The organism is Vibrio sp. 1CM2L, from assembly GCF_023161695.1.
Taxonomy (GTDB): Bacteria; Pseudomonadota; Gammaproteobacteria; order Enterobacterales; family Vibrionaceae; genus Vibrio; species Vibrio coralliirubri.
Genome location: NZ_JALNTT010000001.1, coordinates 1,077,397 through 1,101,661 on the forward strand (window position 1 = coordinate 1,077,397; position 24,265 = coordinate 1,101,661).

The window sequence follows — 24,265 nt, forward strand, 5'->3', positions numbered from 1 at the left end:
CAACTTCTAACTAATAACGTTGTTAGTATTTTTATATGAGCGTGTTTAGTGAGCGCGCATCATTTTAGATGCACGCACCAATCTGTTTAATATTTGTCGGTTGAGCCTAGTTCGAAGTTCTAGGTCACGGGACTAACTGCCCCGATAGGTTGAGAAACTGTAAGGCGAGACGAGAAGAGGAACGTGGTAGTGCGCGTCTGGATCATCTAGACCAAAGCGAATAACCACATCATCTAGGAAGGGCACGTCATCCAGCTCTACGCCTCTGCTTCTGTAGTAATCAGCGACGTAAAACACCAATTGGTATTTCCCCGGTCGGAAATCATTTCCTGCCAGAATCGGCGCATCGGTTCGGCCATCGGAGTTGGTGAGTACCGTCGCTAGCTTTTCTGTTGAGTCTTCGTTGACCTTATAAAGCTCTACCTTGATCTCTGCACCTGGTAAGCCGTGAGTCGTGTCTAATACGTGTGTTGTTAGTCTTCCCATAGTCCTTTAATAGCGCTTTTGGCGCTCCTCTGTTCCGTGGTTTATCTGTGTAATTCGACCCTGCAAAGAATGCAACTGGTCACTTTGTTATCACTAACTATGTACGAACTGTATACAATTAGTAAAGCGAATTGTTGGAAAAATGTTAACCATTTAGTCGTTTTTTCTGACTTTAAAGATGTGAGTTATTGGTTTTTGGTCGAGGGTTACATTGTTAAAGTATTGTTTTTAAATGGTTCTAATGAGGAAAATTAACTTGAATAACAAAATCTTTACATTGAGATAAATAATTGTATACAATAAATGTACAGGGGTAAGGTTGCTCGGTTTTTGGAAAATCCATTCACTGATTCATTTTGATGAACCAACGAAAGAGCGGCTAAGCCAACCACTTATGTTAGGAGTACTTGGATGAATAAGGATTATTCAAGAAATTTGATCGGTTACGGAGCTAACCCTCCAAACCCTCAATGGCCAGGTAATGCGCGCGTCGCGGTTTCTTTTGTATTGAACTATGAAGAGGGCGGTGAGCGTTGCTTGTTACATGGAGACGACGAGTCTGAAGCCTTTCTTTCAGAGATCCCGTCAGCACAGCCGATCAAAGGCGAACGTCACATGAGCATGGAATCCATTTATGAATATGGTAGCCGTGCGGGTGTATGGCGTGTTCTTCGCTTGTTCGATGAATATGAAATCCCACTGACCGTCTTTGCGGTCGCAATGGCGATTGAGCGTCACCCAGACGTTGCCAAAGCCATGGTCGAAGCGGGGCACGAAATCTGTAGTCACGGTTATCGCTGGATAGACTATCAATACATTGATGAGTCAGAAGAGCGCGACCACATGACCAAAGCGATTGAGATCATCCAACAAGTGACGGGTCAACGCCCCCAAGGTTGGTACACGGGTCGAACGGGTCCAAATACTCGTCGCTTAGTGGCAGAAGAAGGTGGCTTTCTTTATGACTCCGATGCCTATGATGATGACCTGCCTTATTGGCATACCGAAACCGGTCATCCTCAGCTAGTGATTCCTTACACACTCGATGTGAACGACATGCGTTTTTCAACCGCGCAAGGCTTCAACTCGGGTGAGCAGTTCTTCCAATATCTGAAAGATACGTTTGACACCCTTTATATGGAAGGCGAAACCGCGCCGAAAATGATGTCGGTTGGGTTGCATTGTCGTCTGATTGGTCGTCCCGGTCGTATTGCTGCATTAAGGCGCTTCTTAGATTACGTCAAAGAACACGACAGCGTGTGGCTATGTCGTCGAATCGATATTGCCAACCACTGGCACCAACATCACCCTTATCAACCGAACAACGTTCATCAACAACAGAAGTAGCAGTGAAGCAAGGAGGCTTAACGTGACTGAATTTCGATCATGCCAACCAACAACCATGGACCGCGATACCTTTGTCGCTCACTTCGCTGATGTATACGAACACAGCCCGTGGGTTGCAGAAGTGGTGTATGACCAAGGTTTGAATGCCGAAGATGACCATATCGAGAATCTTCATCTGAAAATGGCATCGACCTTGTTAAGTGCAGACCAAGGCAAACAGTTGGCTTTGATCAACGCTCACCCGGATTTAGCCGGTCGAGCAGCAGTAAACGGCGAACTCACCGAGTCGTCGACCAAAGAACAAGCGGGGGCGGGCATCGACCAGTGCAACGCCGAAGAATTTGAAAAATTCACTTCTTACAACAACAGCTACAAAAGTCGCTTCAATTTCCCTTTTATCATGGCGGTGAAGGGAGCCAATCGTTACCAAATTCTTGAGTCGTTCGAGATGCGATTAGGAAATGATAGTGAAACTGAGTTTGCTACGGCGATTCAAGAGATCAACAAGATCGCGATGTTTCGTCTCTGGGATATGTAAGTTAACGGAGTTAACAGCTATCTCAGCCCAGTCTTAGTGCGCTAAGAGCATGCTTTATAAGCGAATAAGCCACTAAGTTCTCATTTTATTATTACTTGATTAATTGGATAGGATTACACGGACATGACCCAAACATTTGAACAATACATAAACCTTGCAGACGAAAAACTCGGCGCAGAAGCTACCTTCGCAACAGACGATTTTTTCGCCGATAAAAGCCGTCTTCTCAGCCACGCAGCGCCAGAGTGGAAAGACGACTTATACGACGATAACGGCAAGTGGATGGACGGTTGGGAAAGCAGACGTAAACGTGGTGAAGGTTACGACTACTGTGTCGTTCGCCTTGGCCTAGCTGGCACCATTGCTGGCGTTGATATTGATACCTCATTCTTCACTGGTAACTTCCCACCTTCGGCATCAATTGACGCGTGTTATTCACCACAAGGTGAGCCAACAGACGCAACAGAGTGGCAAGAAATTCTGCCTTCAATGGCACTACAAGGTGATCATCATCATCTTGAAGCGATTGAAAGCGACCAAGTATTTACGCACCTACGTTTGAACATCTACCCAGACGGCGGTGTCGCACGCTTACGTGTTTATGGCCGACCAAGTGTAGATTGGGAAGCAATAGACTCTCAGCAACAAGTCGACCTAGCATCGGTTGAACACGGTGGTCGAGCACTGGCCTGTAGCGATGAGCACTACGGCAACAAAGCCAACATCTTAGGCCCAGGCCGCGGTGAAAACATGGGTGATGGCTGGGAAACAGCACGTCGTCGTACACCGGGTAACGACTGGGTTATCGTGGCACTAGGCCACCCAGGTAACATCGAACGCATCGTTGTTGATACAGCCCACTTCAAAGGTAACTACCCAGATAGCTGCTCGATTCAAGCGGCTTATGTGAAGGGCGGTACCGACGACCAAGTAGAAACACAAAGCTTATTCTGGCGTGAACTGTTGCCAGCACAAAAGCTGCAAGCGCACGAAATTCACGAATTCATTTCTGAGGTAAACGACCTTGGTGCGATTACCCACGTACGTGCAAACATATTCCCAGATGGTGGTATCAGCCGTTTGCGTCTGTTTGGTACGAAAGCGAAATAGGTAAGGAAATGAGTATGAGTAATGGAATACGTCGTTTATCAATCGAACCGTTAACCAAGCAGGCTTTTGCAGAGTTTGGCGATGTTATCGAGTCCGATAATAGTGATTTCTTCATGATCAACAGTGGGTCAACACGTCGCTACCACAAGCTAGCGACAACGGATGTGCAAGACCAAGATGGAGAAGCGATCATCAGCATCTTCCAAGCCACACCGTTGAGCTACCCACTGACCATCAAAATGTTAGAGCGTCATCCACTTGGCTCTCAGGCATTCATTCCATTACTTGGTCAACCCTATTTAATTGTTGTTGCGCCAAAAGGCGACGATCCAACATTAGCCAATAGCCGAGCTTTCTTGAGCAACGGCCGTCAAGGAGTGAACTATCACAAAGGGGTGTGGCATCACCCAGTTCTCGCCCTCACCGATCAAGACCAGTTCTTGATCGTCGATAGAGGCGGCGAAGGGCACAACTGTGATGAAGTTTATTTCGACAGCGACCGAGTGGCATTGCATTTGGACGACTTGCCAACGGACGACAATAAGGAAGAGCAACGCTTAGCTAAAGCGTTGTGATACAGGAGTTTATTATGGATCCGCATATTACAGAATGGTTGAATTTAGCAATACGCTGGGCTCACATGATTGTTGGTGTTGCGTGGATAGGCGCATCATTTTACTTTGTTTGGTTAGAGAACAACCTTAACCGAGTAAACCCCAAAACGGGCCTTTCAGGCGACTTATGGGCAATTCACGGCGGTGGTATTTATCATCTAGAGAAGTACAAACTTGCGCCACCAGAGATGCCAGAGCACCTGCACTGGTTTAAATGGGAAGCTTACTTCACGTGGATCACCGGTGTGTGTCTACTGGGTGTGGTTTACTACCTTAACGCTGAGATTTACCTGATTGCACCGGGCTCTGGCCTTAATTCAACAACGGCAATCGCGATTGGTATTGGTTCATTCGTTGCTGGTTGGTTTATCTACGACTTACTGTGTGACTCGCCATTAGGTAAAACCCCCGTGTTGCTTGGCGTTGTACTGTTTGTACTACTAGTCGCTGCAACATATGGCCTAACTCAAGTGTTCAGTGGCCGTGGTGCTTACATCCACGTTGGCGCAATTATTGGTACCATTATGGTGGGTAACGTATTCCGCGTTATCATGCCTGCACAGCGTAACTTGGTGAAAGCGATTGAAGAGAAGCGCGAACCGGACCCGGCACTGCCAGCGAAAGGCTTACTGCGTTCTCGTCACAACAACTACATGACACTGCCAGTGCTGTTCATCATGATCAGTAACCACTTCCCAAGCACTTATGGCTCGGAATACAACTGGCTGATTCTTGCTGGGCTAGCGATCTTCAGTATCTTGGTGCGTCACTACTTCAACACCCGCCATGGTAGCCAAAAGTTTGCATGGACAATACCAGTCGCAGCATTGGGTATGATCACGCTTGCGTTTGTGACCTCACCTTACGCGAAAAAACAGATGACTCCGGTTGTGCAAGCACCAGTGGTTCAAGAGGTGCAAGTAAGCGCGACTGAATCGGCGACAGAAGAACTTGCTGCAAACGGTACTGCTTCAACGACTAGTTCTCAAGCTGTACCTGCAGACCACGCAATGCAAACGGCTAGCGCAGGCGTCAGCTTTGAAACTATCAACAAAGTCATTCAAGAGCGCTGTTCTGTGTGTCACTCATCAACCCCTAGCCATGCTGCTTTTGCTGCTGCACCTGGTGGTGTGATGTTTGATACCCCAGAAGAGATTAAAGCTAACGTCCCAAGGATTGTTGCTCAAACCGTAACAACCAAGGTGATGCCGCTCGGCAACATGACTCAAATGACTGACGAAGAACGCGCACTCATCGGCACTTGGGTAGAGCAAGGCGCTACGCTTCAATAATCATGTGAAATCCTTTACCTAAGAGCATGAGTCTTAGGTGAGGCTTGGGGAGAGTTTGGTTTACGGGCACGCGCCAAACTCATCCCACCCTGTTTCCCCGGTTCCTATAACCGGGGCTTTTTGTTTTTGGACAAAGGTATATTAGAAACTTTATTAGTATGCATACTTAATAGTTTTATGAATCCACCGAAGTTAGTTCGATATTTGCGTTACATGACACATTTAGTTGCATATAAATTGTTGTTGGTCATGAAATTTAGGCTGTATGTTTGGTATGTGTATGTTCTGTAAGGAAAGCTTGTTGAAATTCAAAGCTTTTGATTGCGAAACTTCACAAAGAACTAGTTAGATACCCAAGTATAAATTTCATAAAAAATAAGGAAATATAGTAATGAAATCAGTTTTTTCGTTCGACTCAATGTTAACTCCTAAGTTAGTAACTGGCCTATATTGGTTGTTGTTGCTAATCGCTGTAGTTTCAGGGCTAGCAACCATGTTTGGAGGATATGGAGGTGTAACATTTGAGAAGTTTATTCTTGGTGCGTTTACGATATTGGGCGGCGCTATAGGTGCGAGAATTTGGTGTGAATTGATGATAGTTATCTTCAAAATTAATGAAAACCTGCAGTCTCTAAAGGACTTAAAAGGCGAGACTGAAGCCTAGTATGCAGATGCGTGACAGCTAACACTTCGATGTTAGCTGTCTACTGTATTTTTATGTTTGCTTTGTGATGGTTCATTGAGCGTCACGATTGTTTGGCGATGAGAACTGAACAGTAGGGAATTAGTATATCTCAAAAGAAATGGCTTCAAGTTGATAAAGCATATAACTTCTTTTTGAAAAGCTATAAAGGTGGCTATGACTTTTCGCTAGAAGAGTTGGCGGAACAAACCGGTTGGAGTGTGTCTACTGTAAAAACATACTTGAGGAAGAAGTGGGTTTCCTTATTGGAACCGTGTGGATCAAACTTTAAAGTTACCGAACTGATCGCAACGTTCAATCAAACTACTTTCCGGCAGCATCAAAGCCAAAAGGATGACATAGAAAAGCTCTTACATCAGATTATGTTGGAAAAATCTATTTCCGCTTGTATTTCGGCTATTGAAATATACAACAAACCTAACTTTGAGCACCGTGAAGAGACCTTTTCTATTTTAATGACAAATGCTTGGGAGTTATTACTTAAATCTAAACTTGTTAAAGAGGGAGGAGACTCACCTCAAGCAATTCATATTTTCAATAAAGGTGACATAGTTCTCTCTCCAAGTGGTAACCCTAAGACGATTTCTTTAGGTGCGGCGTTAAACCGATTACTTTCTAATGGTTCAGTTCCTCAAGTTGTTGGTGACAACATAAGGCTGCTAATGAACATCAGAGATGATTCAGTTCATTTCGTATGTGGAGACCTGGAACTTAGTACGAGTATCCAAGAAATAGGTACTGCATCTCTCAAGAACTTTATGACTCTGACCATGAATTGGTTCAACTACGATTTTAGTAGATATAATTTTTACCTAATGCCAGTTTCATTCTTTCACCTGTCAGACGTTACTAGCTTTAGCATTGATAACGAGGTAAAAGCCAATCTCTTAAAGTACCTTAAATATATTGAAAAAAACCATGAACACGATAAAGATGCTAATTACGCTATTTCACTAAAGCTCCATACCAAATTAGTCAAAACAACTAATGATGAAGCATTACAAGTTCGCTTAACTAATGATCCTGAGGCTCCTGAGATTATCCTTTCTGAAGAGGATGCACTTAAAAACTATCCTCATGATTACAATGAACTACTAGACATACTTAAAGACCGATATACAAACTTTAAACAAAATAGAGTATTCCATGACCAAATGAGAACTCTTAAAGGCGAGGGAGAAAGGTACTGTAAAGTGCGAAGGTTAGACCCTGATAACCCAAAAAGTATCAATAAAACCTTTTATCACAATAGAGTTATAGATCAATTTGACCAGTGGTATGAAAGGGTTCGCGTAAAGTAGGCTATAACTTTGATTTCAAGAGCTGCAATTGGCACCTCTCTCGCTAGAATTCGTTATGAAAAGGAATAACATGGATATTGCAGTACTAACTTTTGATGGATTCAACGAGCTGGATTCTTTCATCGCATCGGGTATTTTGAACCGAATGAAAGAGTTTGGCTGGAATGTGCAAATTACTAGCCCTACAGAATTTGTGACTTCAATGAATGGAGTCACAATTCAATCTCAGCAACCTTTAGAATTTGCCAATACTGCTGATGCGGTGTTGTTTGGTAGTGGCATGCTGACCCGCGATATTGCTCAAGATGATAAATTACTCTCAAGGTTAAACCTTAATCCACAAACACAATTGATTGGTGGTCAATGCTCAGGGACTTTATTGATGTCGGTATTGGGGTTACTGAATCAAGTTCCAGCCTGTACTGATTTAACAACGAAGCCATGGGTAATTGAATCCGGTGTGAACGTGTTGGATCAGCCATTTTATGCGGAAGGTAACATTGCTACAGCGGGTGGCTGTTTGTCGTCCAAATACTTAGCTGCATGGGTTATCTGTAAGCTCGCAGGCCAAGCACATGCCGAAGCTGCAATCCACTATGTTGCGCCAGTTGGTGAGAAAGAAGACTTTGTGAATCATTGCATGTCGATAGTAAGTACTTACGTTTAAATTGATTCATTGCGTGCGCAGTCCTGTATAAGGTTCTTGATATGAATCTCTACCCATGGCATTTTTAGTCCAAATTGACCTTAGTTAGGACAAAAAATGGAAGACTTGATAGTCGCGTATTTTAGGGCATTGAGCTCATTCTTTAGGTATCTGTTTCAGTCGATATTGATTGAGTTCATTGGTTACGGAGTTGGCTGGATAGTCTGTAAAGTATTCACATTAGGGCGCTTCCCCCCATTGATTCCAACGGAAAAAGAGCGAACCAGAATCTCTTATATCGGAGCTATTAGCATCGTGTTGCTCCTGTTAGCAATTGGTGTGTTCAATAGTTTGTGATTCGGAGTAAGGATATATGAAATTTTACCTCGCGGAACAATACCAAGCGGTTTGCAACGAGCTGTTTGTCCGATACGAACGTGACATCAAAAAGCTAATCCCTAATGCGAGAGTTGAGCATGTGGGCGCATCTTCTATTCCTTTTGCCGTGTCTAAGGGCGATCTAGATATCTTCGTTGGTGTTGAGCTTAATGAGCTTGAGGATGTTATAGAGAGGCTCACAACACTCGGCTTTACAGAGAAACTCGATACTTTAAGAACACCCGAACTGTGTATGTTGGAATCTACATCCGCTGATGATGTGGCGTTGCAAGTGGTCGCCAACGGTTCTGAGTTCGAATGCTTTCTAAGGTTTCGTGACAAGCTACGTGCGAATCCGGCATTAGTTCAGCAATACAACACCCTCAAAATGTCTTGTGAAGGTTGGTCTCAAGAAAAGTACCGTGCAAAGAAGTCGGCTTTTATCCAGCATGTGTTGGCTTTGAAATAGCATCAGTGCCCCTCACCTCTAATTGCCCAATTGACAAAAGCCTTACTAATACAAATCGTTAAGTCAAAAATCATTACCTCTGGAAATTTACCTTCTTAAATTCCCTTCAACCTATCTTATTGCGTTTTATAGTCAAAATTTAAGCAACTAAGCTCACATATATTGCATGGTGTATTAGTTTTGGTATTTGCCTGTGTTATGTTTTTATCGATTTTATAAAGCGTGACTTATCTATTGAAAGCAAAGTGTTTTCTTTCGAATTAATTTCAAGATTTGTCTATCAGTACATCAACCTAACGCTATCAAAAATCGATTTCTCGACGTTCATAATCAATATCACCTTAGGAAAGGACATGTCTGAAGTAGTAGAAAATACACCCGAAATTGTGCTCGCATCTCGATGGTCTCGCTTTTGGGCGTTTGTTATCGATGGCCTCATTTATGCAGCTGCTATGATTCCGGTTGTTCTATATACCGATTTGTTCGATCGAGCCGTTTCTAATGGAGGCATAGAGTTAAATGAACAAATCATGATGTTTGTTTATGGCTGGGTGGTATTCCTCTTGTGTAATGGCTACTTATTGCAAAAGAAGGGACAAACGATCGGTAAAAATGTAATGGAAATTGCGATTGTTGATATGGGTGGCAAGCAACTAGGGTTATTCAACATAATGATCAAACGAATTTTACCTATGAACATCTTTGTTTATATTCCTGTTATTGGCCAATATATATCGATTATTAATTACCTGTTTGTTTTCCGCAAAAATAGACGCTGCTTGCATGACTTAATAGCAGGCACTCAGGTTGTTAGTGTAGCGATACCTAGAAACCTAGATTTCAGTACTATCGAATAATTCCGAAGTAAGTTCTGTCTCGTTAGCTACATGCTTAAATAAACAGCGCCAACGCCAATTGTTGGTGCTGTTTTTACTTTCCCCTTACACTCTTTCCAAATATCGAATTTAGTATCAAATTTCTCTTTGTTATACAGGCAAGTCTCTCATTATGAAGAACTTCTTTGATAGCGAACTCATGCTCTCTAGTTCCTTGAATTTCGTTTTGCTATCGCTTGGGCTAACGCTCCTTTTTCATCTTCCGATTTGGTGTGGGTTCAACTTGAGCCGACGCAAATGGAAGCTTATGGATTATCTATGGCCGTTCTTGGCAGGTATCGGGATGCTGGGTGCAGTGTCTGAGATTCGTGCGAAAGTAGCGGGTGATTGGGTTGAAACAGAACAAACCAGAGCGGTGGCGATTTTAGAATCGGTTCAGCAGTTTTCTTTGGATAAGCTGCGAAGTGATACCTGCACCGGTCAACCATCTTTAGATAATCACGCTCAGCACCATGAAGCGTGTTTGTGGTATTTGAACACGGCAATCACGTTCAAAGATGTCGATTTCACCTTGTTACCCAACGCATCGGATTTTACGGTTCCTGCGCCGAGCGTGTCGCTGGTTGAAAGTGATGCTGTGTGGGTGAGTGGTATGCTGAGTCAGTATGAGAAGCAGAAAAACCAATACATAAAAACCAGAGAAGCGCAGGTGAAGCAGCCATTAGAAAGCCTCTTCTGGTATGTAAGTCCTTACTTAGTCTGTTTCGCAATAGCTCTGCGCCTTACTAAAGTGACGGCAGAGCTTAAACTGGATAAGTGCGTAAACAATTAACTCGACATAGACAGCGCGAACGACAGTAAAATAGGCAAGGTAACCACACTTAGGAAGTTGCCGAACAACACCATAGATGCGACCTTGGGCGGCTCGACATTGAAGCGTTCTGCAAACAGGTAGTTCATCACGGCGGGTGGCAACATGGTGAACAGCACCATCATTTGTAAGTGCAGTGTAGGCAGCGGAATAAAGAAGTAGATGATGGCAAAGGCGATGGCACCAGTAAACAGCGATTGAGCCGTACACAGCAAGCCAACTTTGAGTCCGCTTAGCTTCAAGTTCACCATTTGCGAACCCAGCGACAACAGCATGATAGGCACGGCAGCTTGGCCGAGTAGCGATGTGGCTTCGTAGATTGGATTCCAAACTGCAATGCCAGATAGGTTTAGCGTCATCGCTAATGCAGCCGCTAAGAATATCGGCATTTTGAGGATCTGTTTGATCGGGTTACCTTCGCTTAGGAGCGCCAAACCTACACTAATATGAACACACGCCGATACCACAAACAGCAGTACTGCAGGGGCTAATGCGCTCTCACCAAAGGTATACGTGAATAGGGGAATCGCCAGGTTGCCACTGTTGCGGAACATGTGTGGCGGAGCCCAAGCTTTGAAATTGAGTTTAAAGATCTTGCAGATTGGTATCATCAATAAAGCAGGTACCAACACCGCAACCAAAGAAGCGGTGATGAGTGGCAGTTGTTCCGTGTCGAGCGGCATGGTGGTCAGCGATGCAAACACTAGCGCAGGAATACACACATCCATGTTGATGCGATTGATCGGTTTGAAATCGGGCTTGAGCCAACGACCGACCGCAAAGCCAGCACTGGCTAAAGCAAAAACGGGAAACAGAATGCTGACGACCTGTTCGAACATAGAATTCCTTTCTAGATTGGGTGCTTCCATTTAGCTGAGAAACGAATGTTTTAGGGAGATGCTAAAGTGAAGTATGAAGTCGATATGTATAAACATTAACCTATCAATATAATGACTTGGCGTCACCGAAGATCGTTGTCTGTGAGCGGTTAATTTATATTTCTTTGAATGAAGCACAAAAAAGACCAGTGGCATCAGCAACTGGTCTTTAAAGGCTAGATAAATCTGGACGGATTTTTAATTAACGACGGCTTGTCGCTGTCTAGCGATTGTTACTCGGTTTTAAGTCTAGCTAACGAGCTTTTGGTAGTCTTTAAAGTTTACATCGTAGGCCTTTTCGCCGTAGATGTAAGTCTCGCTAACGGTTCTGTCGTCACCTAAACTCATTAGTACAAATAGCTTCTCTTCCAGTTTGGTGGCTTGTTCCATTCTAAAGCGCATCAGCTGAGTTGCGTGTAGATCCAACACCACGAAATCCGCTTCTTTTCCGACTTCCAAGTTACCAATTTTGTCTTCTAAATGCAGCGAGCGAGCGCCGCCTAGTGTTGCCAAGAAGAGCGACTTAGCCGGGTGCAGCTTCTTATGTTGTAGCTGCATGATCTTATACGCTTCACTCATGGTTTGCAGAATCGAGAAGCTGGTGCCTGCGCCAACATCAGTCCCCACGCCGACACGAATGCCGTGTTCTTCCATCTCAGGTAATCGGAATAGACCTGAGCCTAAGAACAAGTTCGAAGTTGGGCAAAAGGCGATAGCAGATTCAGTATCAGCAAGGCGTTTACATTCACAATCAGAAAGGTGAATACCATGAGCAAATACCGAACGCTTATGAAGTAGTCCGTAATGGTCATAGACATCTAGGTAACTGTCGCGCTCCGGGAACAGCGATTTCACCCACTCGATCTCTTTCTCGTTTTCAGAAAGGTGAGTGTGCATGTACACGTCTGGATATTCTTCTAGCAGTTTACCGACAGTAGCAAGTTGCTCTGGTGTGCTGGTTGGCGCAAAACGAGGCGTTACCGCGTAAAGCAAACGGCTGCGGTTGTGCCATTTCTCAATCAGTTCCTTGGAGTCTGCATAGCCAGATTCTGGTGTGTCGGTGAGGTAATCAGGCGCATTGCGATCCATCAGAACCTTACCCGCGATCATACGCAGGTTACGCTTCTCTGCTTCTTCGAAGAATACGTTGACCGACTCTTTGTGCACTGTACCAAAAACCAGTGCCGTAGTGGTGCCGTTGCTTGCCAATTCGTCTAGGAATAGCTTCGCGACTTTGTGTGCGTAAACTGGATTTTTGAAGCGCTTTTCTTCTGGGAAGGTGTAGTTCTCTAACCAATCAAGAAGCTGCTCACCGTAAGACGCGATCATCCCTGTTTGAGGGTAGTGGATGTGCGTATCAATAAAGCCAGAGGTGATCAGCTTGTCTTTGTATTCTTTAACTTCGAGTGTTTTAGGTTGGCGAGCTAATACCTCATCGGCATGGCCTAAGTCGACGACATGGCCATTCTCAACCACTAAAACACCGTCTTCAAAATAGTCGTAAGACTCATCGATACCGACATCTTTTGGGTCGGCGACGCTGTGTAAAATACTGGCGCGATAAGCTTTGCTTTGCGTTGTCATGTTTACTTCCTTTTAATGACTTCAGCGACGTTATGGCCGCTAAAGCTTTGCGACTTGTGTTAGGCGATCTTCTCTTCCAATGGTGGTTCGCCTACGTCGCTTGGTTGACTGTGTTGATCGGTCAAATCCTGATTTCGATATTGTTTGGTCGGGCGCTTTTGTTCAAGGGCTTGGCCTTGATAGTGTGCGATCAGTTCACCCGCAACCGATACCGCGATTTCTGCTGGGTGTTTGCCATTCACAGAGCTAATACCAATCGGACAAATCATTGTGTTGATCTGCTCTTGGCTATAGCCGCGTTGTTCCAAGCGGAAGTCGAACTTCTTGCGTTTTGTTAGTGAGCCAATCATGCCGAAATAACGACTGTCTTCACGGTCGATAATGGCTTTGGTTAGGTCAAAATCGAGCTGGTGGTTGTGGGTCATCACAAGGTAGTAGCTGTTCGGTGGCATGTGTTTCACTTCACCGACTGGATCGTCTGAGACAAGCTTTTTAACACCGTGTGGCAGCGTTTCAGGGAACACTTCTTCACGTTCATCAATCCAGGTTACACGGAAGGGCAGAGTCGCGACAATGTGCAGCAGCGCTTTGGCAACGTGGCCAGCTCCAAACAGCACAAGGTGATTCTGCTGAGTGCCAATCGGTTCAAAGCTTAACGTCGCCATTCCGCCACAACATTGGCCTAGACGAGCGCCTAGGTTGAAGCGTTCTACTTTGAGTGATTTTTCGCTGGCAATCAGCATCTCGCGAGCCATTTTAGTGGCCACATGTTCAAGGTGACCACCACCAATCGTAGCGATGATTCGGTCACGAGTGACAAGCATTTTGGTGCCTGCATCACGTGGCACTGAGCCTCTGTCTTCAAGAACCGTCACCATCACACACGGTTCGTAGTTCTCTTCCAGTTTTGCCAGTTCGTGAATCCAATTATCCTTAAACATACGTCCTCCTAAATCCCTTTTTATGCTTCCCAAGCTAAACGATCGATATGAGCCCTAAGCCGTTTCTGATTGAGCATCGACCGAAGTCGGAGCCGTTTCAGTCACTTCCTGAATCGCCATCAGAATACGTTCTGGCGTTGCAGGTGTGTTGAGCTTAGGAATCGCGCCATCGACGGCAACATAGCTAATCGCATCTTTCAGTGCGCTCCATACCGACATACCCAACATGAAAGGGGGCTCACCCACGGCTTTCGAGTTGAAGACGGTGTCTTCTGGGTTGCTGCGGTTTTCCAAAAGGTGCGTTCTGAAATCAATTGGCATATCAGCAATCGCTGGGATCTTGTAGCTTGCCGGGCCATTGGTCATTAAGCGGCCTTGCTGGTTCCAAACCAACTCTTCCGTGGTTAACCAACCGACACCTTGCACAAAGCCACCTTCGACTTGGCCGATATCAATCGCTGGGTTCAGTGAAGCACCCACGTCATGCAAAATATCAACACGTAGAATCTTGTTTTCGCCAGTTAGGGTATCGACGATAACCTCTGAACAAGAGGCGCCATACGCGTAGTAGTAGAACGGGCGACCGCGTGCTTTCTCGTGATCGTAATAGATCTTCGGAGTGCGGTAGAAACCAGTGCTCGATAGCGAAATCTGGTTAAACCAAGCCAGTTCAACAAATGAGTTGAAGGTCATGATCTCATCGCGGATCTGCACCATGCCGTTCTTAAATACGACCTCTTCAGGCCACACTTTGAAGTGCGAAGAAGCGAAGTCGATCAGGCGCTGCTTAATGGTTATTGCGGCGTTTTGCGCGGCCTTACCGTTGAGGTCGGCGCCCGATGAGGCTGCGGTTGGTGATGTGTTCGGAACTTTGTCTGTGTTTGTAGCGGTGATCTGGATACGTTCGACATCGACTTGGAACTCCTGTGCAACGATTTGTGCCACTTTGATGTTCAAGCCTTGCCCCATTTCCGTACCGCCGTGATTCAAATGAATACTGCCATCGGTGTAGATATGGATGAGCGCGCCTGCTTGGTTCAAGAAAGTCGCAGTAAACGAGATGCCGAATTTCACTGGTGTGATCGCAAGGCCTTTCTTCAAGATAGGGCTCTGCTTGTTGAACTCAGCGATTTCTTTACGACGTGCGTGATAGTCACTGCTGCGTTCAAGCTGTTCGGTTATCTCAGGTAAAAAGTTGTCTTCAACGGTTTGGTAGTAATGGGTCACATTACGGCCTTCTTCGCCGTAGTAGTTCGCTTTACGTACTTCCAAAGGATCTTTTTTCAGGTAACGCGCAATCTCGTCCATGATGTGTTCAATCGTCATCATGCCTTGCGGGCCACCAAAGCCACGGTAAGCGGTGTTCGATGCTGTATTGGTTTTGCATCGATGACCGACCACTGTTGCATCACCTAGATAATAGGCGTTGTCTGAGTGGAACATCGCGCGGTCGACAATAGAACTTGATAAGTCTGGTGAGTAGCCACAGTTACCTGCAACGGTAATGTCGGCACCTTGAATCACGCCATTGTTGTCAAAACCGACGGTGTATTGGTTGTAGAACGGGTGGCGTTTACCAGTTTGCTGCATGTCTTCATTGCGCAGCAAACGCATTTTTGTAGGTCGGCCTGTAAGGTGAGCTATAACCGCAGCTATACATGCTGGAGAGGCTGCTTGAGTCTCTTTACCACCGAAACCACCACCCATACGACGCATATCAATCACGACTTTGTGCATTGGTACGCCAATCACTTCCGCCACCAGTTTTTGAACTTCGGTCGGGTTTTGAGTCGAGGTGTACACGATCATGCCGCCGTCTTCGGTTGGCATCACGCTACTGATTTGAGTTTCTAGGTAGAAGTGTTCTTGGCCGCCGATCTCTAGGTCACCAGAGATCACGTGTTTCGCTTGTGCCAGTGCGGCTTTAGAGTCACCACGTTGTTGAGTGTGGCTCTCTGTGACGAAGTGTTCTTTCTCTAGCGCTTCTTTTACATCAAGAATCGCTGGAAGCTCTTCGTATTCAATGATCGCAGCGTGTGCAGCTTTGCGCGCGGTTTCTAAATCGTTAGCTGCCACGGCAATCACAGGTTGGCCGTAGTATTCCACCTTGCCATCAGCAAGCAGTGGGTCACCCGGAAGAATTGCACCAATATCCAGTTCACCCGGTACGTCTTTGGCTTGAATGGCAATTGCCACGCCTTCAAATTCGTAACACGGTGATAAATCTATTTTGGTGATGTTGGCGTGTGCTTGAGTGCTCAGGCGTGCGTAAACGTGCAGCTGATTTGGGAACTCAAGGCGGTCATCAATGTATACCGCTTCGCCCGTGACTTGCTTGGCTGCACTGTCGTGTTTAACGCTTTTACCTACGCCAGTTTTTAGGTCTTGTTTTGCAATGGTAACCATCTCTTCGTGGGTCATCGCATGCTCGTGTGATTTAGACATAAGACGTTACCCTTGTTTCGATTTGGTTGTTTTTGTTCTGTTGTTCAATGAAGTAGCGACGCAGCATGTTGGCCGCCGACAATGAACGGTATTCTTGGCTTGCACGGAAATCAGAGAGCGGCTCAAAGTCGTTATACAGTTCCTGCATCGCTAACTTAATATTAGCGTCTGTCCATGGTTTGCCTAATAACGTATTTTCACAACGCGCCGCGCGCTTAGGTGTTGCAGCCATACCGCCAAAGGCGATACGAGCGTAAGAAACCTTGCCCTCTTCGATTTGAATATCGAATGCACCACACACTGCAGAGATATCATCATCTAAACGCTTAGACAATTTGTAAGCTCGGAAGCTGTCGTTAGTTGGCTTAGGAATGATGATCTGTTCAATGAATTCACTCTCTTTTTGCGCCGTCACTTTGTAGCTGATGAAGTAATCTTCAATTGGCATAGTGCGTGATTCGTCACCACAACGAAGTTTGATCTTCGCGTTTAGGGCAATCAGCAGAGGAGGAGTGTCACCGATAGGCGAGGCATTCGCCACGTTACCGCCGATGGTGCCTTGGTTACGTACTTGCAGTGAAGCAAAACGATGCAACAGTTCACCAAAATCTGGGTAGTATTTTTTCAGTAGTGAGTAAGAATCACTGATAGGCAGGTTAGCGCCAATGATTAAATCGGTGTCGGTCTCTTCACATACCTTCATGTCTTCAACAAGGTTTACGCTGATCAGTGTTTCAATCTCACGATGGAATTGCGTCACTTCCAGAGCTAAATCCGTACCGCCAGCAACCAGCTTAGCGTTCGGGTGGGCTTGAAAAAGCTTGGCCAGCTCATCGGTACTTTTCGGGGAAAAAGCGGTGAGGTGACCAAGGCGTAAGTTGGCCTCGGTGTCTTGTATACTTTCTAGCTTCTTGATGGTGTTGCGTTCGAGCTCAGCAAACTGGTCGATCAAAGGTTGGTCTGTTGAAAGCGACATCGCGGCATCAACAATTGGTCGGTAGCCCGTACAGCGACATAGGTTACCTGCCAGTGATTCCATGACGTCTTCTTTGCTCGCATCGGGTTTGTTCTTGCCTAGGGCAAACATCGACATGATGAAGCCCGGCGTGCAGTAACCACACTGTGAACCGTGAAAATCCACCACTGCTTTCTGCACTGGGTGCAAAGAGCGATCTCGATTTTGCAGATCTTCTACCGTGATCAGTTGTTTGCCATGCAGCGCTGAAACGAACGTAAGGCAAGAGTTCACCGAGCGGTATTGCAGTTGTCCATCAACCACTTCACCCAGAACTACCGTACATGCGCCACAGTCGCCCGACCCACAACCTTCTTTTGTACCCGTCTTATTTATCTTGGTACGAAGGTAGTTGAGCACTGTCATGTTAGGTGACAGATTGTCTTCACGTCTTATTTCCTGATTGAGCAAAAAAGTAATCAAGAGACCTCCTTGTATATCGACATATTTCCATGTGTATTCTTTTTGACTTCTAGGTCAATAATTATCCATCCTGACCCTGCGGTCAACTATTTATTTACAAAAATGCAACAATGAGGTGTTAGGGTGAATTGTATACAATTTATTTTGTTATCTATTTGTTTGTTTTATAAAGAGTTGGCGGTCTTTTAGTAAGTTTAATGGTGTGAATGTGTTTTTATCTATGTATACAAAAATTGTAGGAGTTTAAGGAGGTGAGCGAATCGGTGTTATTCAGTTCTATAGCCTCATTCAGGCAAGTAATAACAAGGTGAGCAAGGGAAGTTGTGGTGATTTTCTAACGATGGAAGAGGGTTTCAGGCATAAAAAAGAGAAGTAAACGCTGAGGCTTACTTCTCTTCTGTTTTGTTAACAAAAAGTTGTTAACAAAAGATTTGGCTATCTAGTTAGCAGAACTATGATTTGCTCTTGAGCAGATCAGAGAACACCACATGCAGATCGCTCGAAGCTGTGTTGCTGTCTAGGTTGAGCTTGGAGCGAATGTGGCTTAAATGCTCTCGCATTAGGTCAACGGCTTGCTCTTCATCGCCAGACTCTATCGCATCCAGTAATCCTTCATGTTCATCCAAAGAGCAGTTCGAGTGGCTACCGGTTTCGTACTGGGCAATAAGCAGAGAGGTTTGCGATACCAAGCTGCGTTGGAAAGCCAGCAGTGGCGCGTTCTCAGCCATTTCAGCCAGTTTGATGTGGAACTCACCAGATAAACGTAAGCCAGAACCATAGTCACCTTGGTCAAAGGCGCAGTTCTCTTTCGCGACCAGTTTTCTACACTCGTCGATTTGGGCTTTGGTTGCGTTCTTAACCGCCAGCTCAGTGATAGCAATTTCCATCACTTCACGTGCTTTAAAGATTTGTTTGGCTTCGTCTACTGTTGGGGCTGCAATCACAGCACCTCGGTTAGGACGGATCACCACAACTTGTTCTAAGGAGAGGCGCAGCAAGGCACGGCGGATAATAGTACGGCTAACGCCAAAGATTTCTGCTAGTGCTTCTTCGCTTAATTTGGTGGCTGGTGGCAGCCTTTGTTCTAGTATCGCGTCGAAGATATGGCAGTAAACAACATCGTCTTGAGTCTGGCCTGTTACTTTCGTTTTTACACCTTTGGAGACAGAGTTTTTGAGAACTGTCATAGAGATAAGGACCCTTGTTTAGTCGAGTTGGGTTGGTCGAGAATAATTCATGAGTATTACTCTATATTGTATACATTTATCTATACAATGCCACTGGATGAAAGTGCGATGCACGCTTATTTGTTAATGACTTATAACATTTAGTTTGCAGGGAACTGTGTGCAATCTAGAGCTTTAAGTCATTAGCCCTAAAACTAGACGTGATTATCGCCGCAGCTGTACGCCACGATCTGGCTAATTTCGCTGAGGCTACGACCTGATTGTTGTTGCCATTCGTTGAAAGCCTTACTCGCCGCGACTTGTGCTCGCTTGGTGTTACGACCGCTATCGACCACATCGGTACTGCGTAGGTGTGCTTCAACATCTGATGACAAGATGAAGGTGTCTTTACCCATTTGGCGCAGAGTGTAGGCACCAGTATTTCCGCCCAGTCGCTTGCCGTGTTTCTTCAGATAATCCCAAAGTTCTGTGATACGTTCTGATGGCCAGTCGGCAACCATTTGTGAGAACGAATCGGCCTCACGCTTGGCGTTGTGAATCATGGTGGCATTGGCTGGGATGGTCATCACCTTAGTCAGGTGGCGAATAATGCGCGGGTCTTGCGCTTTCTGCTCCCACATCTCGTTCGGCAGCATCAGCATCTTTTCGATGTCGAATTCAAAGAACACTTCTTCGAATTGCGGCCATTTCTTTCTCACCACATTCCACGAAATACCACATTGGAATACCTTTTCAGTAAAGGCGGCGAGCCAACGATCGTCTGTGATTTGTGATAGCTCAGCTTGTGAAAGGGGCGCACGAACAATCTTTTCGAGTTCTGCTGCTCCGCCTTTACGGTGAGCCGCACGTTGATAAATGGTGTCGAATTTTTCTTGGGTCATTGGAGGTTCCAAATTACATCTGTGTAGCCAATGCTTAATGATATGGGGTTGAATCTAGCAATTAAAACCAGTCTGCTGATCAAAACCAGCTAGCAGAGCTTTAATTCCATCTGATACAAGGGCCATATTTTACCATTGAACTCTTTCACGCTCGGCTCTTTGTCTACTACCTCAAAGCCCGCTTTGTCGTAGCAGCGTTTTGCGCCGTGGTTTTGCTTGAATACGGCTAAGGTGATGGTGGTGACATTCGGTATTTCTTTCGCAGCCTCTAAGGCCGTTTCAAGCATCGATTGTCCTAACCCTTTGCCTCGAAGGTTTGGGTGAATCGCGACTCGGCAGAAACGAAGTTCGTTGTCTGACATGCGTTGAAATTCCATAAAGCCAAGCAAGTTATTAGTGTTTGAGTCGGCGCTTGAATCGGCGTTCGGTTCTGAGTGTGACTTAGATGCAGAGAAGGTATATAACTCGACATGTGGCTCTTGAGATCGTTCGATGATTGAAGCCGCTTCCAACGGCCAACCAAATGTTCGCCCACCCCATAGAACGTAGTCTTCTAGGGATGTAAACCAAGTGACGATCTCTTCGGCGTCGGATGCTTTAAAGCGGTTTATTTCCATATCCTTCTCTCTTCCTTCTCGTGTATCTGTTTTCCTAAGCCGTTAAACTTCCGAGCCCAACTGCTCAAGAAAGCCACGCATGTAGTCGGTGCGCTTGTTGGCTTCTAACTTGGCGGATTCTGTGTTCATGGTTTCAGCTAACTTGAATAGCTTCACGTAGAAATGGTCGACACTGTAATTCTTGTCATCTAAGTCACGATGCTTGGCGAACGGGTCTTCGTGGTTATAAAGCTCTGCGTTAAAGCTTTGGCCAACGTATAGACAGCGAGCAATGCCAATTGCACCGAGAGAATCTAGGCGATCAGCATCTTGAACAATCTGTGCTTCCAAGGTTTCTGGTGTGATGTTGGCACTGTAACTGTGAGTGACAATGGCGTGATGGATCTCATCAAGGTAGGACGCGGGATACTCGATAGATTTGAGGAAAGAGATCGCCTTGTCTGCCGCCATTTGTGAGCTTTGGGCTCTGTCTGGGTGGTTCTTGGGAAAGGTGAAACAATCATGAAGGTAAGCGGCAGGCAGAACGACCTCAAGCTTAGCTTGTTCTTGAGTACATAAAGCCTTAGCAGCTTTGACGACGCGCTTGATGTGGCTGATATCATGCGCCGCATCTTGTGTCATTTCTTGTTGTGCAAAATCAAGCAGTTGGCTTTCAAATCTTTCAATCACGCGTTTCTTTCTCCATTATCAATATTGCTTCTCGATTTCCATCGTTTCATATCGACTGTAACAGTTTATAGCGCGATTTTTTATCTTTTATAAAAGGAATACCCACAAAAAAACCGACTCAGTGAGTCGGCTTAATATTGGTCTTTATTTGCTGTATCGGCTTTTAAGCTGCGGCCTGTTGCAGTTGCGCCAGCACATGATGCAGCGATGGGCTGATCGTGTGACCAAGCGCCTTTACTTCTTCGCAAGGTTCAACTAAATCTGGAATTTGGAAGCTGATCATGTTGGCTGCCATTGATGCACGAATACCGTTGTTTGAGTCTTCAAACGCTAGGCAGGTTTCAGGTGCAACACCTAAGCGTTCTGCCGCTAGCAGGTAGATCTCGGGGTGAGGCTTACCATTGGTGACTTCACAGCCTGTGCTTAACGAGGTGAAGTACGAATCTAGGCCAGCCAGCTCAAGCTTCTTCTTCGCGATATCAAGCTGAGTGGAGGTCGCCACCGCGATTGGAATGCCATTCGATTTTAGCCATTCAAGCAGCTCAATCACGCCATCTTTTACTGGGATTGCTTGGTGCTTAACAATCGCACTGTAGCGAGTGCGCCATTCATGGTTCAATGCTGGGTAATCTAACCCTTCGCCGTAGCCATTTCTAAAGATCTGTTCGATGGTTTTTGCGTTACAACCAATGATGCCTAGGTAAACATCCTGCAAAAACGGAACACCTTGCGCGTGACATGCTTCTTCAAAAACCTGCATACAAAGTCGCTCGGTGTCGAGCAGCAGTCCATCCATATCAAAAATAGCAGCTTGAAAATTCATATACGTGGTTCTTTCTGTGTTGTCGTCGTGAGGGCGAGTATTTTGACATAGTGTCTAGTGATAGGCGAGTCAGCGTTCAGTAAGAATGTATCCAATCGGCTCGGCAATATGCTTCTGAATGACTTTAAGTATGATTGATTGCGGGTTGAATAATATCGTTCAGTTATGAGCCTGATATTTTATAGGCCATCCAGATCTAACAGAAACAATTATGATTATTCCACATAACAAATCTAGCTTGTGAGTCTGGCTTCTTATTACATTTCATAAACTTACGGGCGTGTTAGCGTGACCATAATCTTATAAAAAACAATTACCGGGAGCCTGCAATCATAGTGTGACCAAGCAATAAGTAAATGGCTGAGCTTAGGGAGAAAATAACATTAGTCCACATTTTTAGCAGGGTTGCTTATGTTGTATTTTGAGTTTCTATTTTTATTAGTCGTCCTTTATATCGGGTCTCGGTATGGCGGTATTGGCTTAGGGGTTGTTTCTGGTATTGGTTTGGTTATTGAGGTGTTTGTCTTCAAGATGCCACCCACGTCTCCACCTGTCACCGTAATGCTGATCATCCTCGCAGTTGTTACTTGTGCTTCGATCCTCGAAGCGGCAGGTGGCTTGAAATACATGCTGCAAGTGGCGGAAAGGGTGCTAAGAAAGAACCCGAAACGCGTTACCTTGATTGCACCGTTCGTGACTTACTCGATGACATTCTTATTGGGTACAGGCCACGCGGTTTACTCAATTATGCCAATCATCGGCGATGTTGCGTTGAAGAATGGTATTCGTCCTGAGCGCCCGATGGCGGCTGCGTCTGTTGCGTCTCAGCTAGCTATCACGGCATCACCAATTTCTGCTGCTGTGGTCTATTACCTCGCGCAACTTTCTGATATCCAACACTCTATTACTCTGCTTTCGATTTTGATGGTGACGGTTCCTGCAACCTTGTTCGGCACACTTTTGCTTTCTCTGTATAGCTTGAAACGCGGTAAAGAACTGAACGACGATCCTGAATACCAAGCACGCCTAAAAGATCCTGAGTGGAAAAAGCGTATCGAAAGCACCACTGCGACCTCTTTGGATGAAGTACTGCCAACTTCGGCTCGTAATGCGGTATTGATTTTCCTATTGTCGATTGTCGTGATTGTAATCGTGGCGATGGTGCCTGAGATCAGAACCATCGTAGACGGCGACAAGCCAATCAAGATGTCGGTGATCATCCAAATGATGATGCTCTGTTTCGGCGGTATCATCTTGCTGGCAACCAAAACTGACCCGCGTGATGTGCCAAACGGTGTGGTATTCAAATCGGGTATGGTGGCAGCAATTGCTATCTTCGGTATCGCTTGGATGTCGGATACTTACTTCCAATACGCAATGCCTCAGTTCAAATCTGGCATCGTGGAAATGGTGACCAACTACCCATGGACGTTCGCACTAGCGCTATTCATCGTATCGGTTGTGGTGAACTCACAAGCAGCAACAGCACGTATGATGCTACCGGTTGGTCTTGGCTTAGGATTAGACCCAGCACTGCTTATCGGCTTGATGCCAGCGGTTTACGGCTACTTCTTCATCCCGAACTACCCATCAGACATCGCAACAGTGAACTTCGATGTGTCTGGCACTACCAAGATTGGTAAGTGGTACTTCAACCATTCATTTATGTCGGTTGGTTTGATCGGTGTCGTGGGCGCATGTTGTTTAGGCTACGCACTGGCACAGATTTTTATCGCTTAATTGTCGCTTAATTGTCGCTTAATCGACTAGCGAGATAAGAAACGAGAAACAGCGCCTATTGAGGCGCTGTTTTTGTTTTAACAGGTTTCGTTTATTAGCTTTCAGGAGAGCTATTAACGTGGCTCAAAAGCCAGCGACTGAATTGCTTCTTCAATCGTTAGGAAGTGGATCTTCATCAGGCACACTTCAGCTTTTTGAAACTCGTGGTTTCGAATCAGTTTAGTCACGCTTTCAACCGAATACTGCTCAGCTCGTTTAGCTAAACCCAGTTGGTTTGAGTTTGATTGTAGCGAGTAGCTGTCGCCAACTGAATCTATGAGGTAATCATCTTCGCCCAAGATCATATCTGAGCATTCCACCTGGAAATCTTGTTCTGACGCGACGTAAATAAGCTCATCGTCACCGGCGAGTTTTACTAAGGATGGCCAACAGATCATTACTGCCTCTAAATCATGCATATTGAAGTGTGTG

The 24,265-nt window shown here is 45.5% G+C and carries 25 protein-coding genes; 13 read left to right on the forward strand and 12 right to left on the reverse strand.

Translation table 11 applies throughout. The features are described from left to right. Positions 1 to 132: 132 nt before the first annotated feature. Complete coding sequence (gene uraH / locus MSG34_RS04625; protein WP_248336413.1) at positions 133 to 486, reverse strand: hydroxyisourate hydrolase; 354 nt, start codon at positions 484 to 486, stop codon at positions 133 to 135. Positions 487 to 897: 411 nt separating this feature from the next. Here uraH and puuE point away from each other — a divergent pair, with 411 nt between their 5' ends. The 12 genes from puuE (at position 898) to MSG34_RS04685 (ending at position 10,552) form a co-directional block, all read left to right on the forward strand. Further along, on the forward strand, positions 898 to 1,833 hold the full coding sequence (gene puuE / locus MSG34_RS04630) for an allantoinase PuuE (protein WP_048611817.1): 936 nt from the start codon (positions 898 to 900) through the stop codon (positions 1,831 to 1,833). Between the two features lie 22 nt (positions 1,834 to 1,855). Continuing rightward, a complete protein-coding gene (gene uraD / locus MSG34_RS04635; protein WP_017067791.1) occupies positions 1,856 to 2,371 on the forward strand; it encodes a 2-oxo-4-hydroxy-4-carboxy-5-ureidoimidazoline decarboxylase in 516 nt (171 codons plus the stop codon). Between the two features lie 123 nt (positions 2,372 to 2,494). Continuing rightward, positions 2,495 to 3,481 carry an allantoicase gene (gene alc, locus MSG34_RS04640; RefSeq protein ID WP_004732858.1) on the forward strand — a complete coding sequence of 329 codons (987 nt, stop codon included), beginning with the start codon at positions 2,495 to 2,497 and terminating at the stop codon, positions 3,479 to 3,481. A 14-nt stretch (positions 3,482 to 3,495) separates the two neighbouring features. Further along, on the forward strand, positions 3,496 to 4,056 hold the full coding sequence (locus tag MSG34_RS04645) for an ureidoglycolate lyase (protein ID WP_004732859.1): 561 nt from the start codon (positions 3,496 to 3,498) through the stop codon (positions 4,054 to 4,056). Positions 4,057 to 4,070: 14 nt separating this feature from the next. Beyond that, positions 4,071 to 5,387, forward strand: a complete 1,317-nt coding sequence (locus MSG34_RS04650; protein ID WP_248336414.1) for a urate hydroxylase PuuD — start codon at positions 4,071 to 4,073, stop codon at positions 5,385 to 5,387. A 391-nt stretch (positions 5,388 to 5,778) separates the two neighbouring features. Beyond that, positions 5,779 to 6,051 carry a DUF4282 domain-containing protein gene (locus MSG34_RS04655; RefSeq protein ID WP_017064999.1) on the forward strand — a complete coding sequence of 91 codons (273 nt, stop codon included), beginning with the start codon at positions 5,779 to 5,781 and terminating at the stop codon, positions 6,049 to 6,051. Positions 6,052 to 6,176: 125 nt separating this feature from the next. Continuing rightward, a complete protein-coding gene (locus MSG34_RS04660; RefSeq protein WP_248336510.1) occupies positions 6,177 to 7,391 on the forward strand; it encodes a DUF3644 domain-containing protein in 1,215 nt (404 codons plus the stop codon). Between the two features lie 70 nt (positions 7,392 to 7,461). After that, entirely contained in the window at positions 7,462 to 8,058 is a 597-nt protein-coding gene (locus MSG34_RS04665) for a DJ-1/PfpI family protein (protein WP_248336415.1), read from the forward strand. A 96-nt stretch (positions 8,059 to 8,154) separates the two neighbouring features. Continuing rightward, positions 8,155 to 8,394: a hypothetical protein gene (locus MSG34_RS04670; RefSeq protein WP_248336416.1), complete on the forward strand. Its 240-nt coding sequence runs from the start codon at positions 8,155 to 8,157 to the stop codon at positions 8,392 to 8,394. 16 nt (positions 8,395 to 8,410) lie between these two features. Beyond that, entirely contained in the window at positions 8,411 to 8,884 is a 474-nt protein-coding gene (locus MSG34_RS04675) for a GrpB family protein (protein ID WP_048611806.1), read from the forward strand. A 353-nt stretch (positions 8,885 to 9,237) separates the two neighbouring features. Beyond that, complete coding sequence (locus tag MSG34_RS04680; protein ID WP_048611805.1) at positions 9,238 to 9,741, forward strand: RDD family protein; 504 nt, start codon at positions 9,238 to 9,240, stop codon at positions 9,739 to 9,741. 286 nt (positions 9,742 to 10,027) lie between these two features. Beyond that, entirely contained in the window at positions 10,028 to 10,552 is a 525-nt protein-coding gene (locus tag MSG34_RS04685; RefSeq protein WP_248336417.1) for a hypothetical protein, read from the forward strand. On the opposite strand, the gene MSG34_RS04690 is transcribed toward MSG34_RS04685, so the two are convergent. The 10 genes from MSG34_RS04690 to MSG34_RS04735 all read right to left on the reverse strand — a co-directional run bounded on the left by MSG34_RS04690 (position 10,549) and on the right by MSG34_RS04735 (position 22,054). Beyond that, positions 10,549 to 11,430, reverse strand: coding sequence for an AEC family transporter (locus tag MSG34_RS04690; RefSeq protein ID WP_004732869.1), 882 nt, complete (start codon positions 11,428 to 11,430; stop codon positions 10,549 to 10,551). The genes MSG34_RS04685 and MSG34_RS04690 overlap by 4 nt on opposite strands. Before the next feature lie 288 nt (positions 11,431 to 11,718). After that, the gene (guaD, locus tag MSG34_RS04695) at positions 11,719 to 13,053 is read right to left on the reverse strand and encodes a guanine deaminase (RefSeq protein ID WP_248336418.1); all 1,335 of its coding nucleotides are present in this window, start codon (positions 13,051 to 13,053) and stop codon (positions 11,719 to 11,721) included. Positions 13,054 to 13,112: 59 nt separating this feature from the next. Beyond that, positions 13,113 to 13,994, reverse strand: coding sequence for a xanthine dehydrogenase accessory protein XdhC (xdhC, locus tag MSG34_RS04700; protein WP_248336419.1), 882 nt, complete (start codon positions 13,992 to 13,994; stop codon positions 13,113 to 13,115). Between the two features lie 54 nt (positions 13,995 to 14,048). Beyond that, complete coding sequence (gene xdhB / locus MSG34_RS04705; protein ID WP_248336420.1) at positions 14,049 to 16,439, reverse strand: xanthine dehydrogenase molybdopterin binding subunit; 2,391 nt, start codon at positions 16,437 to 16,439, stop codon at positions 14,049 to 14,051. Next, complete coding sequence (gene xdhA, locus MSG34_RS04710) at positions 16,432 to 17,877, reverse strand: xanthine dehydrogenase small subunit (protein WP_282449636.1); 1,446 nt, start codon at positions 17,875 to 17,877, stop codon at positions 16,432 to 16,434. Before xdhA ends, xdhB begins: the two co-directional genes overlap by 8 nt. A 452-nt stretch (positions 17,878 to 18,329) precedes the next feature. Then, positions 18,330 to 19,064: a GntR family transcriptional regulator gene (locus MSG34_RS04715; protein WP_048611788.1), complete on the reverse strand. Its 735-nt coding sequence runs from the start codon at positions 19,062 to 19,064 to the stop codon at positions 18,330 to 18,332. A gap of 194 nt (positions 19,065 to 19,258) precedes the next feature. Continuing rightward, positions 19,259 to 19,945, reverse strand: a complete 687-nt coding sequence (locus tag MSG34_RS04720; RefSeq protein WP_248336421.1) for a DNA-3-methyladenine glycosylase I — start codon at positions 19,943 to 19,945, stop codon at positions 19,259 to 19,261. An 89-nt stretch (positions 19,946 to 20,034) separates the two neighbouring features. Continuing rightward, positions 20,035 to 20,562 (reverse strand): N-acetyltransferase, encoded by a 528-nt coding sequence (locus MSG34_RS04725; protein WP_248336422.1) that lies wholly within the window; start codon positions 20,560 to 20,562, stop codon positions 20,035 to 20,037. Positions 20,563 to 20,604: 42 nt separating this feature from the next. Further along, positions 20,605 to 21,231 (reverse strand): HD domain-containing protein, encoded by a 627-nt coding sequence (locus MSG34_RS04730; protein WP_248336423.1) that lies wholly within the window; start codon positions 21,229 to 21,231, stop codon positions 20,605 to 20,607. Between the two features lie 163 nt (positions 21,232 to 21,394). After that, on the reverse strand, positions 21,395 to 22,054 hold the full coding sequence (locus tag MSG34_RS04735; protein WP_248336424.1) for an HAD family phosphatase: 660 nt from the start codon (positions 22,052 to 22,054) through the stop codon (positions 21,395 to 21,397). Positions 22,055 to 22,465: 411 nt separating this feature from the next. Between MSG34_RS04735 and MSG34_RS04740 the strand changes: the two genes are divergently transcribed. Continuing rightward, entirely contained in the window at positions 22,466 to 23,794 is a 1,329-nt protein-coding gene (locus tag MSG34_RS04740) for an anaerobic C4-dicarboxylate transporter (protein WP_004732879.1), read from the forward strand. Positions 23,795 to 23,907: 113 nt separating this feature from the next. Here the strand turns inward: MSG34_RS04740 and MSG34_RS04745 are convergent, their stop codons facing one another. After that, positions 23,908 to 24,231, reverse strand: coding sequence for a DUF4144 domain-containing protein (locus MSG34_RS04745; RefSeq protein ID WP_248336425.1), 324 nt, complete (start codon positions 24,229 to 24,231; stop codon positions 23,908 to 23,910). Positions 24,232 to 24,265: the final 34 nt, after the last annotated feature.

Coding starts and splice junctions, on each gene's coding strand:
- puuE (WP_048611817.1), top strand. CDS start 898: ATGAATAAGGATTATTCAAGAAATTTGATCGGTTACGGAGCTAACCCT.
- MSG34_RS04735 (WP_248336424.1), bottom strand. CDS start 22,054: ATGAATTTTCAAGCTGCTATTTTTGATATGGATGGACTGCTGCTCGAC.
- MSG34_RS04740 (WP_004732879.1), top strand. CDS start 22,466: ATGTTGTATTTTGAGTTTCTATTTTTATTAGTCGTCCTTTATATCGGG.
- MSG34_RS04680 (WP_048611805.1), top strand. CDS start 9,238: ATGTCTGAAGTAGTAGAAAATACACCCGAAATTGTGCTCGCATCTCGA.
- MSG34_RS04670 (WP_248336416.1), top strand. CDS start 8,155: ATGGAAGACTTGATAGTCGCGTATTTTAGGGCATTGAGCTCATTCTTT.
- MSG34_RS04645 (WP_004732859.1), top strand. CDS start 3,496: ATGAGTAATGGAATACGTCGTTTATCAATCGAACCGTTAACCAAGCAG.
- MSG34_RS04665 (WP_248336415.1), top strand. CDS start 7,462: ATGGATATTGCAGTACTAACTTTTGATGGATTCAACGAGCTGGATTCT.
- MSG34_RS04675 (WP_048611806.1), top strand. CDS start 8,411: ATGAAATTTTACCTCGCGGAACAATACCAAGCGGTTTGCAACGAGCTG.
- MSG34_RS04685 (WP_248336417.1), top strand. CDS start 10,028: ATGGATTATCTATGGCCGTTCTTGGCAGGTATCGGGATGCTGGGTGCA.
- alc (WP_004732858.1), top strand. CDS start 2,495: ATGACCCAAACATTTGAACAATACATAAACCTTGCAGACGAAAAACTC.
- MSG34_RS04720 (WP_248336421.1), bottom strand. CDS start 19,945: ATGACCCAAGAAAAATTCGACACCATTTATCAACGTGCGGCTCACCGT.
- xdhB (WP_248336420.1), bottom strand. CDS start 16,439: ATGTCTAAATCACACGAGCATGCGATGACCCACGAAGAGATGGTTACC.
- uraH (WP_248336413.1), bottom strand. CDS start 486: ATGGGAAGACTAACAACACACGTATTAGACACGACTCACGGCTTACCA.
- MSG34_RS04690 (WP_004732869.1), bottom strand. CDS start 11,430: ATGTTCGAACAGGTCGTCAGCATTCTGTTTCCCGTTTTTGCTTTAGCC.
- MSG34_RS04725 (WP_248336422.1), bottom strand. CDS start 20,562: ATGGAAATAAACCGCTTTAAAGCATCCGACGCCGAAGAGATCGTCACT.
- MSG34_RS04715 (WP_048611788.1), bottom strand. CDS start 19,064: ATGACAGTTCTCAAAAACTCTGTCTCCAAAGGTGTAAAAACGAAAGTA.
- MSG34_RS04745 (WP_248336425.1), bottom strand. CDS start 24,231: ATGATCTGTTGGCCATCCTTAGTAAAACTCGCCGGTGACGATGAGCTT.
- MSG34_RS04655 (WP_017064999.1), top strand. CDS start 5,779: ATGAAATCAGTTTTTTCGTTCGACTCAATGTTAACTCCTAAGTTAGTA.
- xdhC (WP_248336419.1), bottom strand. CDS start 13,994: ATGTTTAAGGATAATTGGATTCACGAACTGGCAAAACTGGAAGAGAAC.
- MSG34_RS04650 (WP_248336414.1), top strand. CDS start 4,071: ATGGATCCGCATATTACAGAATGGTTGAATTTAGCAATACGCTGGGCT.
- guaD (WP_248336418.1), bottom strand. CDS start 13,053: ATGACAACGCAAAGCAAAGCTTATCGCGCCAGTATTTTACACAGCGTC.